Source organism: Brevundimonas sp. NIBR10 (assembly GCF_027912515.1).
GTDB lineage: Bacteria > Pseudomonadota > Alphaproteobacteria > Caulobacterales > Caulobacteraceae > Brevundimonas.
Window position 1 is genome coordinate 1812846 of record NZ_CP115464.1, and the last position, 14913, is coordinate 1827758.

Annotated in this window: 13 protein-coding genes; 6 read left to right on the forward strand and 7 right to left on the reverse strand. The window is 67.4% G+C overall.

What is annotated here, in order from left to right:
- Window positions 1-98: 98 nt before the first annotated feature.
- The gene (locus O5K39_RS08990) at window positions 99-2336 is read left to right on the forward strand and encodes a M10 family metallopeptidase C-terminal domain-containing protein (RefSeq protein ID WP_271146930.1); all 2238 of its coding nucleotides are present in this window, start codon (window positions 99-101) and stop codon (window positions 2334-2336) included.
- Window positions 2337-2485: 149 nt separating this feature from the next.
- Here the strand turns inward: O5K39_RS08990 and O5K39_RS08995 are convergent, their stop codons facing one another.
- Window positions 2486-5818: a TonB-dependent receptor gene (locus O5K39_RS08995; protein WP_271146931.1), complete on the reverse strand. Its 3333-nt coding sequence runs from the start codon at window positions 5816-5818 to the stop codon at window positions 2486-2488.
- Window positions 5819-6182: 364 nt separating this feature from the next.
- Between O5K39_RS08995 and O5K39_RS09000 the strand changes: the two genes are divergently transcribed.
- Genes O5K39_RS09000 through O5K39_RS09010 form a run of 3 tightly spaced genes read left to right on the forward strand, consistent with a single transcriptional unit; the run spans window position 6183 to window position 9043 of the window.
- Window positions 6183-7421, forward strand: a complete 1239-nt coding sequence (locus tag O5K39_RS09000) for a TCR/Tet family MFS transporter (protein ID WP_271146932.1) — start codon at window positions 6183-6185, stop codon at window positions 7419-7421.
- A 45-nt stretch (window positions 7422-7466) separates the two neighbouring features.
- The gene (locus O5K39_RS09005; RefSeq protein WP_271146933.1) at window positions 7467-8576 is read left to right on the forward strand and encodes an acyltransferase; all 1110 of its coding nucleotides are present in this window, start codon (window positions 7467-7469) and stop codon (window positions 8574-8576) included.
- A 44-nt stretch (window positions 8577-8620) separates the two neighbouring features.
- Window positions 8621-9043 (forward strand): DUF1801 domain-containing protein, encoded by a 423-nt coding sequence (locus O5K39_RS09010; RefSeq protein ID WP_271146934.1) that lies wholly within the window; start codon window positions 8621-8623, stop codon window positions 9041-9043.
- Between the two features lie 4 nt (window positions 9044-9047).
- On the opposite strand, the gene O5K39_RS09015 is transcribed toward O5K39_RS09010, so the two are convergent.
- Both O5K39_RS09015 and O5K39_RS09020 read right to left on the reverse strand, forming a co-directional pair.
- Window positions 9048-9233, reverse strand: coding sequence for a hypothetical protein (locus tag O5K39_RS09015; RefSeq protein WP_271146935.1), 186 nt, complete (start codon window positions 9231-9233; stop codon window positions 9048-9050).
- Between the two features lie 12 nt (window positions 9234-9245).
- Window positions 9246-9470, reverse strand: a complete 225-nt coding sequence (locus O5K39_RS09020) for a hypothetical protein (protein ID WP_271146936.1) — start codon at window positions 9468-9470, stop codon at window positions 9246-9248.
- Window positions 9471-9559: 89 nt separating this feature from the next.
- On the opposite strand from O5K39_RS09020, the gene O5K39_RS09025 reads away from it, so the two are divergent.
- Window positions 9560-10546 (forward strand): WYL domain-containing protein, encoded by a 987-nt coding sequence (locus tag O5K39_RS09025; protein ID WP_271146937.1) that lies wholly within the window; start codon window positions 9560-9562, stop codon window positions 10544-10546.
- A gap of 47 nt (window positions 10547-10593) precedes the next feature.
- The gene (locus tag O5K39_RS09030) at window positions 10594-12045 is read left to right on the forward strand and encodes a hypothetical protein (RefSeq protein WP_271146938.1); all 1452 of its coding nucleotides are present in this window, start codon (window positions 10594-10596) and stop codon (window positions 12043-12045) included.
- A gap of 7 nt (window positions 12046-12052) precedes the next feature.
- On the opposite strand, the gene O5K39_RS09035 is transcribed toward O5K39_RS09030, so the two are convergent.
- The 4 genes from O5K39_RS09035 to O5K39_RS09050 are packed head-to-tail and all read right to left on the reverse strand — an operon-like array spanning window position 12053 to window position 14913.
- Window positions 12053-12334: a type II toxin-antitoxin system RelE/ParE family toxin gene (locus O5K39_RS09035; protein ID WP_271146939.1), complete on the reverse strand. Its 282-nt coding sequence runs from the start codon at window positions 12332-12334 to the stop codon at window positions 12053-12055.
- Window positions 12331-12591, reverse strand: a complete 261-nt coding sequence (locus tag O5K39_RS09040) for a hypothetical protein (protein ID WP_271146940.1) — start codon at window positions 12589-12591, stop codon at window positions 12331-12333. The genes O5K39_RS09035 and O5K39_RS09040 overlap by 4 nt, the downstream gene beginning before the upstream one ends.
- A gap of 43 nt (window positions 12592-12634) precedes the next feature.
- Window positions 12635-13777 carry a hypothetical protein gene (locus O5K39_RS09045; protein WP_271146941.1) on the reverse strand — a complete coding sequence of 381 codons (1143 nt, stop codon included), beginning with the start codon at window positions 13775-13777 and terminating at the stop codon, window positions 12635-12637.
- Window positions 13774-14913, reverse strand: a complete 1140-nt coding sequence (locus O5K39_RS09050) for a cache domain-containing protein (protein WP_271146942.1) — start codon at window positions 14911-14913, stop codon at window positions 13774-13776. Before O5K39_RS09050 ends, O5K39_RS09045 begins: the two co-directional genes overlap by 4 nt.

Below are 14913 nucleotides of genomic sequence, written 5' to 3' on the forward strand. Positions count from 1 at the left end.
GGATTCAGGAGGCCGAAGCTGGACAGGGATGGACGGACCAGCCCGGCGTCGGGATATAGATCGACAGGACTTCTTGGCGAGGCGAACAAGCGATGCCGGTGAGCACGATCCAACTTCGCGATAGCGATCATTTCGTCACCTATACGAACGCGCAAGGCAGCTTGGTCACCGCGCCGCGCGATCTGATCCTCAGCACCTATGCCCCCGCGACGCCCGGACGGTATCCGGTGATCGTCTACAGCCACGGGCACGGCGGAAGCGGGACGGCCGGGTCCGGGTCGGGGATCACGGCCCAGGCCCTGGCCGATCTGGGCTATATCGTCATCGCCCCGACCCACCTGGACTCGAACGCGATCTATCCCGCCACGATCACCCAGCAGTTCGGCCTGTTCAATCCGGTTTCGAGCCTGCATCGAACCGCCGACGTCCAGTTCGCCCTGGACCAGGTCGCCACCCTGGTCGCCGCCCTGCCGGGCTATTCGGCCGACGCCGCCCGACCGGTGGTGGCGGGTCACAGCCACGGAGCCTTTACCGCGGCCCTGATCGTCGGGGCCCAGTCCGAACTGCATGCGGCGGGTCTGGCCCCCAACAACCCGTACGGCATGACGAGCATCGCCGATCCGCGCTTCGCGGCCGCGATCCTGTTGTCGCCTCAGGGGGACGAAACCCCGTGGGGAGGATTGTCGCCGACATCCTGGGACGCAATCCGGGTTCCGCTGCTGGTGGTGACCGGAACCCTTGACGAGGAACTGGGTCTGGCCGGCTGGCAGGGTCGACTGGACCCCTTCGGCGAGAGCGATGTCGCGGGCGCTGCCGTCGTCTATCGCGACGCAACCCACGCCGATATCGGTGGCAATACCACAATCCCCGGCATGACCGCGTCGATCGCAGGGTTTGCCGACCGCTTTCTGGACGGGTTCCTGGGGGGAGACGCGGCGGCGCTCGCGGCGTTTTCTACGGCGGCCAGCCTGATGAGCCTGGAGCAACGCCTGGCCCAGGCCTTTAGCCGGCCGGTCGTCGGATCGACCGGGACGGGGGTGATCGACGGCGGTGCCGGAGCCGACATCCTGGAGGGGTTGGCCACAGCCGACCGGATCACCGGCGGTGGCGGTGCGGACACCCTGAGCGGTGGGGCCGGGGCGGATGTGTTCCGTTATCTGGCGACCTCGGATTCGACCGCATCGATCCAGGACACGATCACAGACTTCCAGACGGGTTCGGACCGGATCGACCTGTCGGCGCTGAGCCCGACGTCGATCAGCATCGCGCGACTGACCGGCGGCAGCGCCGTTTTTGCCCAGACCCCGGGCGGAGCCTTCCAGGTGTTCGTGCAGGGTTCGCCGCTGAACGTGACGGACATCGTCTATTCAGGCGGTTTCGGGGTCTATGTGATCGGGTCGGACAGCCCCGACGTCATCCAGGGCGGAGACAGGCCCGATCCCCTGGTCGGCCTCGGCGGGGATGACGTCATCACCGGTGGCGCGGGTGCCGACGCCATCTCGGGCGGGGCCGGACGGGATGTATTCCGCTATGTCGCCTGGGGCGATTCCAACCAGACGACCGGATACGATAATCTGTACGACTTCACCTGGGGTCAGGACAGGATCGACCTGACGCAGTTGAACGCGACCTCGATCAGCATCCTGAGGTCCGACAACGGGTCCAGCTTCGTCTATGCGGAAACGGCGCAGGGCGTGTTCCTGACCACGGCTGCGGGTCTGTCGGTGCGGGGGGCCGATCTCATCTATGGGCCCAATGGGGTCGGCGGATTCGGCATCTTCATGCTCGGCTCGAATTTCGGCGACGGCCTGACCGGCACGAGCCAGGCCGACTCGATCGTGGGGGGAGCCGGCAACGACAACATCACAGGGGGCGGCGGTGCCGACGTCCTGTTCGGCAACGAAGGCGCGGACCTGTTCAACTATGAGTCCGCCTCGGATTCGACGGCTTCGGAAGCCGACACCATCTTCGACTTCGTTTCGGGCGCGGATACGATCGGTCTGTCGCGGATCCGTACCGGGGCAGCCGACAGCTTCGGCATCGCCTATCTGTCGGGCGGGTCGTATCTTTTCGTGGATCTGGGCGGTAACGGCACGAACGACATGGTGATCGGCCTGGCCAACACCACGCTGAGGGCCTCGGACATCATCTGGGGGACCGCTGCGATCGGCGAGGAGCCTGGAATCAAGGACGCGGGGCCAGAGGTGCTGCCGGTCGAGGAGGTGGGCGAGGTCTTCGGTATCGACCTGATGTCCGACCTGTCGCCGATGACAGGGCGGTGGATGCTGGACCTGGAAGGCGCACGCGGGTTCCACGGCCAGGACTGGTATCTGTAGCGACCCGCCGACGACGATCCGCGCGAGAGGTTCCCGCCGCCCGGCGTCCCGGGCAAAAGGCGAAACGGCGGCCCGAAGGGGGCAATCCCCGGGCCGCCGTCATTTTATCCGGCGTCTCTCCAAACGCCGGAATCCGCGTCAGGTCGGGGCTACCAGACCTTGTAGTTCAGGCCGACGAAGAAGCGGCGGCCGTAGGGGTCGAAGTTGGAATACAGGGTGGTGCCCAGGAAGGGTGCCTGTTCGGCGTCGAAGGCGTTGACCACACCGGCGCGCAGCGACAGGTCGTCCATCACGTTCCAGCGCACGGTGAAGTCGTTCCGCACGAAGTTGCCGGTGTCCAGCTCGTCCTGCTGACGCGAGTCGGCGTTGTTGATGAAGTCGCGCGAGTAGACGACGTTCTGGGCCGATTGCCAGTCGGCGGTCCAGTTGACGCTCCAGGTGTCGTTCGGCGTCCAGGTCAGCGACGAGGTGAAGCGGACACGCGGGTAGAAGGGCGTGCCGGCCAGTTCGTCGTAATCGGAGGCGTCCGACTCGTTCAGGTACTGCTGCTGGGTGATCAGCCACAGGCCGCCGATCGAATAGTCGAAGCGACCGAAGCTGCGGCCGAACATCTCTTCGGTGTCGAGGCTGTAGCGGGCGGTGAAGTCCAGGCCGCGCGTCTTGAGCGAGGCGTAGTTGAACGACCGCTGGATGAAGCCGCCGATCGGGTCACCGGCGGGCGCGCCGACGCCGAACGGGATATTCGGATTGTTGCGGAAGATGGTCGAGCAGGCGTCGGTGTTCAGCGTCGGCCCGTTGACGCAGTTGGCCGCCGCCGTATCGGCCGAGACCGAGGCGATCACGTCGTCGATGGTGATCTCGTAGTAGTCGAGCACCAGGCTGAAGTTGGGGATGAAGCGCGGACGCAGCACGGTGGAGAAGGTGAAGCTGTCCGACTGTTCCGGCCGCAGGTTGGGGTTGCCGCCGGTGACGCCCGAGATGCCCGAGGTGTAGTTCGGACGGAAGTCGTCGAGGTTGGTCGCCGTGGCCCCCGCGAAGTCGAAGGTGCGACCCTGGGCGGCGGCCAGCGCCGTACAGTTGGTGATCCGGTTCTGGCGGGTCGCCGCATCCGACACGGCCGCGATGTTGGCGGTGGTGCAGGGGTCGACGATGCCGTTGGCGAAGGTCTGGCTGTTGGGGGCGAAATTCTCGGCCAGGTCGGGGACGCGGATCGAGGTGTTGTAGCTGGTCTTGAAGGTGATGTCCTGGATCGGACGATAGATCAGGTTGACGCCGTAGACATCCGATCCGCCGACGGTCGAATAGTCGGCGTAGCGGTAGGAGCCGCTGAACTCGGCATATTCACCCAGGATGCTGTCGCGGAACAGCGGGATGGACAGTTCGGCGAAGACTTCCTGGCTGTCGTAGCTGACTTCGGGGAAGTCCGGGCCGGTGTTGAGGAACAGCAGGCGGCCGTCGGTGTCGCGGTCGCGACCGGTCGCCTCGGTGGTTTCCTTGCGGTATTCGCCGCCCAGGGCCACGCCGATCGGACCGGCGCCCCAGAAGTCCCACAGGCTGCCCGAGATCGAGCCGATGGCCTGATGCTGTTCATTGCGCTCGGTGATGCCGACGGTGGCGTCGATGTAGTTGAGCGCTTCCTGGCTCTGGTTGCCCTTGCCGAAGACGTTCAGCGGGGCGCAGGCGGCGATGGCGTCGCGGCCGTACTGGGTGTCACGCAGATCACCACCACGCTGATAGTCGAACAGGTTGCCGCTGGCGACATTCTGCTTGTTCAGAAGCTGGGCGCGGCAGACGATCTGTCCCGGCGTGCCGTTGACGATGCCGGCGGTGTCGACGACCGAGTCGATGGCCAGGGCGAAACGCTGGCCGTCGACGCCGCGTTCGATGTTCTCGACCTCGACCTGACCGTAGGTATAGCCCAGGTCGATGCTGATATCCTTGACGAAGGCGAACTGGTCGAACTCGCCGCGCACGCCGGCGACGTAGCGTTGCAGGACGCGGCTGTTGTCCTGGGTGCGGTCAGGGCCGAACATCGAGTGACGCGCGTTCTGGACGATGAAGGGCGTGCCCGCGGCACCCGCTGCGGTCGCGGTCGGCGCGCCGTAGGGGGTCACCAGGTTGGTGCGGATCGCGTCCTTCACGTTCTGGGGCAGGAAGGCGTTGTCGGTCCAGCGCAGGTCGAAGTTGTTGACCGCATAGATCGGGTTCACTTCGTTCGCGGCGTAGGAGTTGACCAGGTCGATGTCGAAGAAGGTCGGCTGGGCCAGGTCGAAGGTGTCTTCGGTGACGTATTTGGCCTCGGCATAGGCGGTGATGGCGTCCGTCAGCTTGAAGGTGCCGCCGACCTGGTAGCGCTGCGATTCCGATGAGGGCACGCGCGAGCCGGTCGAGAACTCGGCCGGGTTCTCGCCGTCGCCGCCGAGGTTGTAGGGGCGGTTGGCACCGGTCTCGCCGACGCGCTGACCGAAGTCGGCGAGGCGGGCGGTCGTGCCGTCATACCAGAAGGTCTTGCCCGGGGTGACGCCGAAGCAGTTGGCGGCGTAGCTGAAGTTGCCGGGGGTATTGCCGCCGGGGAAGCAGTTCTCGAACGGGACGTTGGGGTTGGTCAGGTCGCTGGGCTGCTGGACGTTGGCCAGGGTGGTCTGGCCCCACCGGGGACGGTCGATGCGGTTCACTTCGGTGAACAGGCGGGCGTCCAGGTTGGCGTCGTCGGGGCGGTTGGTCGGGTCGGCGTCGATGCCGATGCGGACGGGCGCGCGGCGCAGCCAGTCGATGTCGAGCGAGGTGACCTCGTCGACCTTTTCGTACTCGGCGTGGGCGTAGAGGTTCAGGCGGTCGTCGAAGAAATTCTTGCCGATCAGGGCCGAGATGCGGCGGTTGGCTTGGCCGTCCTCGTTGATCATGCCGTAGCTGGCGTCGACCTCCAGACCCTCGAAATCCTTGCGCAGGATGAAGTTGAGCACGCCCGAGACGGCGTCGGCGCCGTAGACCGAGGCGGCGCCGCCGGTGACGATCTCGATGTTCTCGATCAGCAGACGGGGGATGGTGTCGATGTCGACCGACAGCTGGCCGCCGCTGGAGCCGACGTGACGACGTCCGTCGACGAGGGTCAGGGTGCGGTTGGAGCCCAGCGAGCGCAGGTTCGGCAGCGACAGACCGCCGTCGCCCAGGCCCGAACCGGTCGTGTCGGACGGCACCACAGAGTTCGACAGGGCCGGGATGGTGGCCAGATAGTCGATCACCGTCGACTGGCCGGTGGTTAGGAGCTGGTCCTGGGACACCTGGATCAGCGGGGTGGGGGAGTTGGTCGCGTCGCGACGGATGCGCGAACCGGTGACGACGATCTCGCCAAGTTCCTGGTCCTGGGCGTCGGCGGCGACGGGGGCGGTCGAGACGGGTTCGGACGTCTGGGCGAGGACCGGCGCGGCGAAGGACGCAAGCGCAGCCGTAAGAATGGTCGAGGCAAGAAGGTGTGAGCGCATAACAACCGTTTCTAAAAAAATACAGTCTAGCTTGTCCGCGCGGGTGACGCAGAGATGCCGATTTGCGGACACAAAGATTTCAGTTCAGAGACAGGTCAAGCGTTGCCATGGTCGATTGTTGAAAGATTTCATGGTTACTTCAGAAAGCGTGATTTCGTCGTCATGGTGACGAAGAAAGAGCAGAGATGCTGAATATTTCGTCGTTTTATGGGGAACGGGAAGCATGGCCAGGTGTTCTCAACCTCGTTTATCCGGGGCAAGCCCGGCCCCAAAGATCGCGGTGGCTGGCACCGGCCAATGCCCGGGTCGTACCTCGCGTCAGGGTGGGGACAGGGCGGTCGTGATCGGATAAGGCGGCGATCCCATGTCGATCCTGCACCCTAAACGACGCCGCGCGGCCATCGCCTTCATCTTCGTGACGGCGGTGCTGGACATCCTGGCCATGGGGCTGGTGATCCCGGTGCTGCCTGCGCTGATCGAGGAGTTCGCGGGGTCGGGGGCCTCGGCGGGGATCTGGAACGGGGCGTTCGTGGCCATGTGGGCGGGGATGCAGTTCCTGGCGTCGCCGGTGATCGGGTCGCTGTCGGACCGGTATGGGCGCAGGCCCGTGATCCTGATTTCGTGCGCCGGGCTATCGATCGACTGGCTGCTGATGGCGCTGGCACCCAACCTGTGGTGGCTGGCGGTTGGGCGGTTGCTGGGCGGAGTGACCTCGTCCAGCTTCACCGCCATCTATGCCTATATGGCCGACATCACCGCGCCGGAGGACCGGGCGCGGGCGTACGGTTTGATCGGGGCGGCGTTCTCGGGCGGCTTCGTGCTCGGGCCGGTGGTCGGCGGGTTCCTGGGCGAACTGGGGCCCCGGGCACCGTTCTGGGCGGCGGCGGCGCTGTCGGGGGTGGCGTTCCTGTACGGGCTGTTCATCCTGCCCGAGAGCCTGGCCCCTGAGAACCGGACGGCGTTCAGCTGGCGGCGGGCCAATCCGCTGGGGGCCATGACGCTGTTGCGCCGGCATGTGGAGCTTACCGGCTTGGCGACCGTAAACTTCCTGCTGTACTTCTCGCACCACGTCTTTTCGGCGGTGTTCGTGCTCTACGCCATGCACCGCTACGGCTGGGGGCCGCGCGAGGTCGGGCTGCTGCTGGCTGCGGTCGGGGCGATCGACATGGTGGTTCAAGGCATGGTCGTCGGCCCTGTGACCAAGCGCCTGGGCGACCGGCGGACCATGCTGGTGGGGCTGGGGTTCGGGGCGGTCGGGATCGCCATGATGGGGTGGGCGCCGACGGGATGGATGTTCGCCCTGGCCATGCTGCCTAACAGCCTGTGGGGGCTGGCCATGCCGACGCTGCAGGCGCTGATGACGCGCCAGGTCGGGGACGACGAACAGGGCCAGTTGCAGGGGGCGAACAACAGCGTGGCCTCGATCGCCGGGGTGATGTCGCCGCTGTTCTTCGGCTGGATCTATTCGGTGTCGATCGGACAGGGCGCGTGGATTCCGCATCCAGGCATGGCCTTCTTCATGGCTGCCGTGGTGCTGGCGTTGGCGGGCGTCGTGGGGTGGCGGGTCGGGCGCAAGGCCGAGCTTTCGCACGGCACCGGTTAGGGCTATCACGGCGCCGTGAACGCCGGGGCCCCTCAGAGATTTGACGTGCTGGATGCACTGCGCGGACTGTGCGCGGTGCTGGTGGTGTTCTTCCACATGCCGGTGGCGAGCCATTTCCACGCTCTGCCGCTGACCCGGCACGGGTATCTGTTCGTCGACTTCTTCTTCGTGCTGTCGGGCTTTGTGATTGCGCATGCCTATGGCGCGCGGCTGGGGCGGGTCGCCGATCTGTGGCCGTTCCTGGTCAAGCGGATGGGCCGGGTCTGGCCCCTGCATGCGGTGATGCTGGCGGCGTTCGTGGGGCTGGAGCTATGCCGGCTGTGGTTCAACATCGACGCGGCGACGCCGTTCGTGCGGGACCGGTCGGTGGAGGCGATCTTCACCAACCTGGCGCTGATCCAGGCCTTCAACATTCACGACTACCAGACCTGGAACGGGCCGGCGTGGAGCATCTCGGTCGAGATGGGCGCCTATGTGCTGTTCGCCGTGCTGATGGTGATGGCGCGGCGGTGGTTCGTGCCGATCAGTCTGGCGATCATTGTGGTCGGCGGCGTGACGGTGGTGCTGCTGGCCCCCGGCTTCATGAACACGACCCATAATTTCGGGTTTCCGAGGGCGGCCTACGGATTCTTCCTGGGGTGTCTGGTGCATCGGGTCTGGCTGTGGCGACCGCCGACGTTCTCGCCGGCCGTGGCCAGCGTGTTGCAGGCGGCCTGTCTGATCTGGACGGGGGTGTGGGTGTCCTATGCGACGGGGCCGTGGACGGTGCTGGCGCCGGTGGTGTTCGCGATCAGCATCTGGATCTTCGCCGAAGAGCGGGGGCTTGTGGCGCGGGTACTGGCGGTCAGGCCCATGCTGGCGCTGGGGCACTGGTCCTATTCGATCTATATGGTCCACATGTTCATCATCACCCTGATGCTGATCGCGGCAAGGAAGATGCAGCTGATGCCGGGCGGGCGGCGGATCGACCTGGGGTCGCTGTGGCTGAACGACCTGCTGGCGCTGGCGGTGATCGGGGTGATCGTCGGGGTGTCGGTCCTGACCTATCGCTGGGTCGAGGTGCCGGGTCGGGACGCGGTCAACGGCTGGCTGGCCCGGCGCATGGCCATGGCCAGGGCCCGGGCGGGGACCGTGGCGGCGGCACCCGGCGGCTGACATTCTCCAGAGGCGTGATAGGCTTCCAAGGTCAGGAGAACGCCATGGCCGCTGAACAGAAGACCAAACCCACCGCCGTCAGCGTCGCCGACTTTCTGGCGGCCGTCGAAGACCCGAAGCGCCGGGCGGATGCGCAGGCCGTCTGCGCCCTGATCGCCGAGGCGACGGGGCTGGAGCCGACGATGTGGGGGCCGTCGATCGTCGGGTTCGGGCGATATCATTATGTCTATGACAGCGGCCACTCGGGGGATGCGCCCCTGGTCGGGTTCTCGCCAAGGAAGGCGAACCTGGTGCTCTATATGGCCGCCTGTGAGGAGGCACGGGAGGATTTCCTGGGCCGCCTGGGCAAGCACAAGTCCGGCAAGGGCTGCATCTATGTAAACCGGCTGTCCGACGTCGATCCGGCTGTGATCGGCGAGATGGCGCGGTGGAGCGTCGAGACGCTGAAGGCGCGTTATCCGGACTGAGGCCTCACGCCGGCTTGATCCGCTCAGAGATCGCGCGTGAGCCCAGCCAGATGAGGCCGATCGCCAATGCTGCGGTCCAGACCACGGCCGTGATCGCGAGGTCGAGCACGATGAGGGCGATCTGGAGAACCCAGGTCCCGAGCCAGATCGCGGCCAGGATGATGACGACGGCCCATATGGCGAAGGTCATTCCGGCTCCCGATCAGGCGGCCATGCGCAGGTCGGCGTCGGCCCAGCCGCGGGCTTCGTCCCACAGGGCGTCCTCGTCGGAATAGCGGTGCGAGGCGGCGGCGCTGATGACGTCGATGACCTGTTCTTCCAGACGATCCCAGATGACGGCCAGGTCCGAACAGCCGTCGGCCTCGCACGGGACGATCAGGTAGCGGCTGGCGTTGACGGAAGCGTGGGGAGCGAAAGCGCGGGCCATGTCGTGATCTCCGTGAGGTCGGTCGGTTGCGATGATGGACATTGCAACGGCGATACGTCAGAAACGGTCGTACCCAATCGGAGGCGGGCGTGCGGCACGACAAGGCGGTCCTGGTCATCGAACTGGCACGGCGGATGGCGGCTTCCGCCGAGGGGCTGACGCTGGACGAGATGGCGCGCGAGGCGCGGGTCGGGCGGCGCTCGGCCGAGCGGTTGCGGGATGCGGTCCTGATGCTGTTTCCGTCCGTGGAAGAGGTGTCCGATCCGCCGACCAAACGCTGGCGCATCCGGGGCGGGCTGTCGGCGTTCGAACAGGCGCCGACGACCACTGAGCTGATCGAGCTGACCAAGGCGGCGCAGGGGTTGCGGGCCACGGGGGAGGCGGGCCGGGCGGCGGCGCTGGAGAGCCTGGAAAGGAAGCTGAAGTCGGCGATGCGGTCGACGACCCTGAACCGGCTGGCCCCCGACCTGGAGGCCCTGGTGCGGGCCGAGACCATCGCGGTGCAGGCGGGGCCCCGGCCCTCGGCGGACGAGGCCATGCTCGCGGCGATCCGTGAGGCGATCCTGGGGCTGTCGCCGCTGGACTTCACCTATGCCCGGCCGGGGGCGGAGGCACGCAGGCGCAGCGTGGCCCCCTGCGGGGTCATGTTCGGGCGGGCCAACTATCTGGTCGCGGCGGACCGGGAGAGCGGGCGGATCCAGACGTTCCGGCTGGACAGGATGAGCGCGGTGGCGCCGGGCGAGGGCGTGGCGACGGCCCCGGCGGACTTCGACCTGAACGTCTTCGCCAGCCAGTCCTTCGGTATCTACCAGGACGAGATCGAGGACGTGGTGCTGAGGGTCACGCCGGATGGCGCGGCCGAGGCCAGGGGCTGGCGCTGGCATCCGACCCAGACCATCGACGACCTGCCGGACGGCGGGGTCGAGGTGCGGTTCCGGGCGTCGGGGATGCGGGAGCTGGCCTGGCACCTGTTCACCTGGGGCGACCAGGTGTCGATCGTGGCGCCGGATCGGCTGAAAGCGGTCATGGCGGGGGAACTGGCGGCGGCGAAAGCGGCGCTGGACGCCTCGGCATGACGAAGGCTTAAGGTGACGGGATGCGGCGGGCTGGCTATGGCGCGGGCATGAGCTTTCGAACGCCGAACCTGTTGTCCGTCCTAACCTGCGCCGTGTTGGCGCTGGGGGCTTGCACGGCCTCGGGTGCCGAACCCGTATCGGTGATCCGGGCAGCCGGCGACCGGGTCGAGGCGGCGGTGCTGCGCGACGGGGACGCCTGGACGGTGACCTATCGCCTCAACGAGGATGCGCCGGTGTGGGCGTTCCAGCGGTCGGCGTTGCTGAGGGTCGGGCGGACACCCTGGCGGCCGGCGTGGTGGGAGGTGCAGACGCCGGGCGTGATCCTGGATCGTCAGGGACGCTATGACGTGCTGCGCACCGTCGATGGATCGCCGGTGCCGCGCGAGGTGCGGATCATCATGCGTCCGCAGGCGGGCGATCTGGAGGCGGATTATGATCCGGCGCTGATGTTCTCGGACGGGACGGTGGCGCTGTATTCCGGACAGTTCGATGTCGTGCCTCTGGTCTCGGTGGAGCAGGCGCGAGCCCTGCCGCTGGACCTGAACGGGATCGATCTGCCGGGGACGGGACCGGCGCGGGTCCGCTGGCACGACCGGGCCGGGCCGGTGCTGTTCAAGGGGGAGCGGATCGCCGAACCGGTGGAGGTCGATGCCGACACCTATGTGCTGTTCGGTCAGGCACAGGTGCGGTCAGGGTCGGGGGTGACGACGGTGATCGATCCCGGGCTGCCGGTCTGGCTGGGGCAGGAGCTGGCCGGGTTCACGCCGCGGGTGATGGGCTACTACGCCGAGCGGCTGGGGCCGTCGGCGGGCGGGGCACCGACCCTGATGGTGTCGTGGACGGGGCCGACGGAGCGTCTGTCCAGCATGGGCGGCAGCGTCCTGCCGGGGCTGATCTCGATGAATTTCGAGGGCGAAGGGGTGCTGGACCCGGATGCGGCAGCGCTATCGCGGGCGCGGTGGTTCATCGGCCATGAGGCGGCGCATTTCTGGCTGGGCTCGAACGGCTTGCGGTACGAGTTCGCGCGCGACGCCTGGATCACCGAGGGCGGGGCCGATCTGATGGCGGTGCGGGCGATCTCGGCGATCGATCCGACCTATGATGCGCGGGCCGAGTTGCAGCGCGAGGTGGACGACTGCGTGACCTATGCGACCGCCAAGCCGGTGGCGACGGCGGGGGAGCGGGGCGACAACCGCGCCTACTATGCCTGTGGCGCGGTCTGGGCGATGGCGTTCGAGGCGGCGAAGGGCACGCGGGATGAGGGCGACTGGTTCGACGTCATCGCCGACTTCCAAAGGAACGAGGGCAGCGACGGGGTGCTGAGCCGCGAGGAGTGGCTGTCGGCCCTGACCCGCACGGCGCGCGATCCGTCACTGAGGCTGGATATCGAGCGGATGCTGGATCAGGGCGTCGGCGATCCCGGCGCGGTGATCGGGCGGCTGTTCCAGCGAACGGGCGTCGCGCACCGGGTCGAGGGCGGGAAGGTCGTGCTGGGTTGAGGCTGGGTCAACGGTCTTCGCGCATGTGGAAGATGCGGGCGATGACGATAGCATCAGGATCGACGCGGTACTGGACGACGTAACCAGACACGCCGAACCGCAGATAGAGCTGTCGCCGCTCGTCGCCCATCGAAACGCCGCGCTCCGGATAGTCCGATAGCGCCAGAATGCCGGAACGGATCAGGCGGGCGGCCTTGCGCGCGGCATCGGGCGCAACGGCGTCGAGAAAATCAACCACCCGATCAAGGTCACTTTCGGCGGCCAGCTCAAGACGAACGGGTCGCTTCACGCGCGTCGGGCGGCCCGATCATCGACCCTGGCGACGAAAGCGTCCAGGACGTCGACGGCATCGACGAACTCGCCCGTGCGGTCATACTCGGCCAGGCGTCGGTCGGCCTCGGTCCAGTCGAGGTGGAGGCTGGTCAGGTCGGCGGAGAGGCGATCGAGGACGTAGGCCTCGGGCGTCATGCCGGCAAGGTGCGCGGCCGCGTCGAGCTTTCGCGTCGTTTCGTCGTCAAGGTTCAGGGTCAGAGCGCCGTCGGCCATGGCTGTATCCTAGTCCATCCAGCGCACCCGACCAAGGCGCCGCTCACACCGCCGCGATCAGGACGATAGCGACGGCGGTGGCCGCGACGGTCAGGGGCAGGGCCCAGGTGATGAAGGTGAAAGCCTCATGCTGCACGTGTCGCCCGGCCAGGGCGCGCACCGCGTTGAAGCGGAACAGGGCGATGTTGATGCCGAGCGCGAGGGCCAGGGTGACGTAGTTGAGCCCGAACAGCATCGCGACCGTGTTCTGGCCATTGGCCAGGATGGCGCGGTCGGTGTTCACCGTGAAGTTCAGGGCGATGACGGCGAACAGGCCGCCGATGACGATGTTGGTCAGCTCGAAGGCCTCGGTCTGGAACTCGCCGTTCTTCGCCGACTGGAGCCAGGTTGCCAGCAAGGGGATTAGCAGCGAAGCCAGCAGGGGGATGAACAGGCCCGCCACGGTCGAGCCGGCGTCGCGGCCGACGTCCAGCGCGGCGCGCAGGCGCGAATAGGTCTCGCCGTACCAGCCCGCCAAGGGGTCGCGGGTCAGGGTGACCCGGCCGATGGCCCAGCCATCGAGATTCAGACCGGCGCGGGCGCGGCTGAACTCCAGATCCTCCTGCCGGTAGTCGAGCGAGACGCGGTCGGCGGGTTCGCCGCGCGAGACGAGTTCGACCGGCAGGGCCTGGTGGTCGAATGGGAAGGTGGTGACGTCCAGCGGGGCCTTGTAGACGGCCGTGACCCGCCGCAGCATCTCGACCTGGCCGTCGGGAAAGACGCGCAGCGAGCGGCTGTCGGCCGAGGGCTCATCGACGCGGTTGGCCAGATCGACGTCGGGGATCCAGATTTCGGCCAGCTTGTTCGAGGCGGCCTCGCCGCGCCATTCCTGATAGCCGGTCGGGGCGTCCGAGGGCGGATAGGCCAGGCGGGCGTCCTTCCAGCGCAGGCGCAGATCGACGGTGGCGGCATAGGTCTGGGCATTCTCGTCGATCGCCTCGACGTCGACGAAGGACAGACCAGTGCGGACGACAACGGGCAGGCCGGCGCCCAGCGGCAGGGTCGTCGGCTGGGGTGCCGGCGCGGACAGCGGCGGCTCGGGCGGGGTGGCCAGGCTCTGGGTCTGGCCCAGGCCCGGGAGCAGCAGGCCGACGACCAGAAGGCCGGTCAGGGCCATGGCCGCGATGATCAGGCGGCGCAGGCTCACGGGGCGGGAGTCCGAGCGGCCTCGACCAGGGCGGCGATGCGCTTCTGTTCGGCGGCGAGTTCAGACATCTCGAGCGACAGGCGGTCGTCGTCGGGATCGTCCTCGACGGGATCGTCCGTGCCGATGGCGGCGAACCGGGCGGAGATCGCGCGCAGGGGCCGCAGCAGGAAGCCGCGCACCACGATCAGCACGGTCCCCGCCAGGACTATGACGGCGAACAGGGCGAACAGGATCTGGAGCACCAGAGAGCGACCGGCCGCGCCGCGCGTGGGGGCAAAGCTCTGGGTCACGGCGACGGCCCCCAGAAGCTCGCCTGAGGCACCCCGGACAGGCACGATCACGACGCCATAGGGCTTGCCGCCCGCCTTGCGGACATAGTCGGAGGGTTCGTCGTGGAGGCGCAGATCCTCGGCGGTGACAAGCTCGCGCATCAGGTCCCAGTCGGTCGAGTGGAATTTGATCGTCGAGCCGACGCGGTTCTGTTCGGCCAAGATTGTGGGGTCCATGGCGGTCGCGGTCTGGCGCAGGGGGGCCTCGTCCAGGAACAGGGTCAGGTCCAGGCCATAGGCGGCCTTGAGCCGGTCCAGCACGGGGCCGAAATCCATGCCGACCTCGACCGAGCCGGCGGGCGAGCCGTCGGGCGCGCTGATCGGGGCGACGCCGAAGATGGCCGGGCCCGAGCGGGCGGTCTCCATCCCCTTCTTGGGCGTGCGCTCGCGGTTCACCGCCACGACGATGGCGCGGAAGCTGGACAGGTCGTCGCCAAACCGGGCCGGAGCCTGAAGGCGCAGGAAGGAGGTGGCGGGCGGGGTGTGGAACTGGACCTGGGTGACGCCGTACTTGTCCTTCTGGGCCGCGAACATCGCCTCGGTGGTCGACAACAGGGCCGGGCGGTCGCTCCGCGCCAGGGCGTCACGCACCTCGGGCTCGCTGGCGATGATCTCGGCGCGGGCCAGGGCGTTGCTGGCGGTCCCCTCAAGGTTGAAGGTGATGATGGAGCGCATCAGATCTATCTGGCTCTTCTCCACCGCAGAGGTCATGCCCCCGAACAGCAGGTTGGAGGCCAGGGTCAGGACGCCGATCACGACGACGACAGCGGTGATCAGCGCCACAGGCGCGTCGCGACGAAATTTCAT

Excerpts from the sequence above, each read along its gene's own strand:
- O5K39_RS09030 (WP_271146938.1), top strand. The coding sequence starts at position 10,594 with ATGAGCTTTCGAACGCCGAACCTGTTGTCCGTCCTAACCTGCGCCGTG.
- O5K39_RS09015 (WP_271146935.1), bottom strand. The coding sequence starts at position 9,233 with ATGACCTTCGCCATATGGGCCGTCGTCATCATCCTGGCCGCGATCTGG.
- O5K39_RS09000 (WP_271146932.1), top strand. The coding sequence starts at position 6,183 with ATGTCGATCCTGCACCCTAAACGACGCCGCGCGGCCATCGCCTTCATC.
- O5K39_RS08995 (WP_271146931.1), bottom strand. The coding sequence starts at position 5,818 with ATGCGCTCACACCTTCTTGCCTCGACCATTCTTACGGCTGCGCTTGCG.
- O5K39_RS09010 (WP_271146934.1), top strand. The coding sequence starts at position 8,621 with ATGGCCGCTGAACAGAAGACCAAACCCACCGCCGTCAGCGTCGCCGAC.
- O5K39_RS09040 (WP_271146940.1), bottom strand. The coding sequence starts at position 12,591 with ATGGCCGACGGCGCTCTGACCCTGAACCTTGACGACGAAACGACGCGA.
- O5K39_RS09020 (WP_271146936.1), bottom strand. The coding sequence starts at position 9,470 with ATGGCCCGCGCTTTCGCTCCCCACGCTTCCGTCAACGCCAGCCGCTAC.
- O5K39_RS09050 (WP_271146942.1), bottom strand. The coding sequence starts at position 14,913 with ATGAAATTTCGTCGCGACGCGCCTGTGGCGCTGATCACCGCTGTCGTC.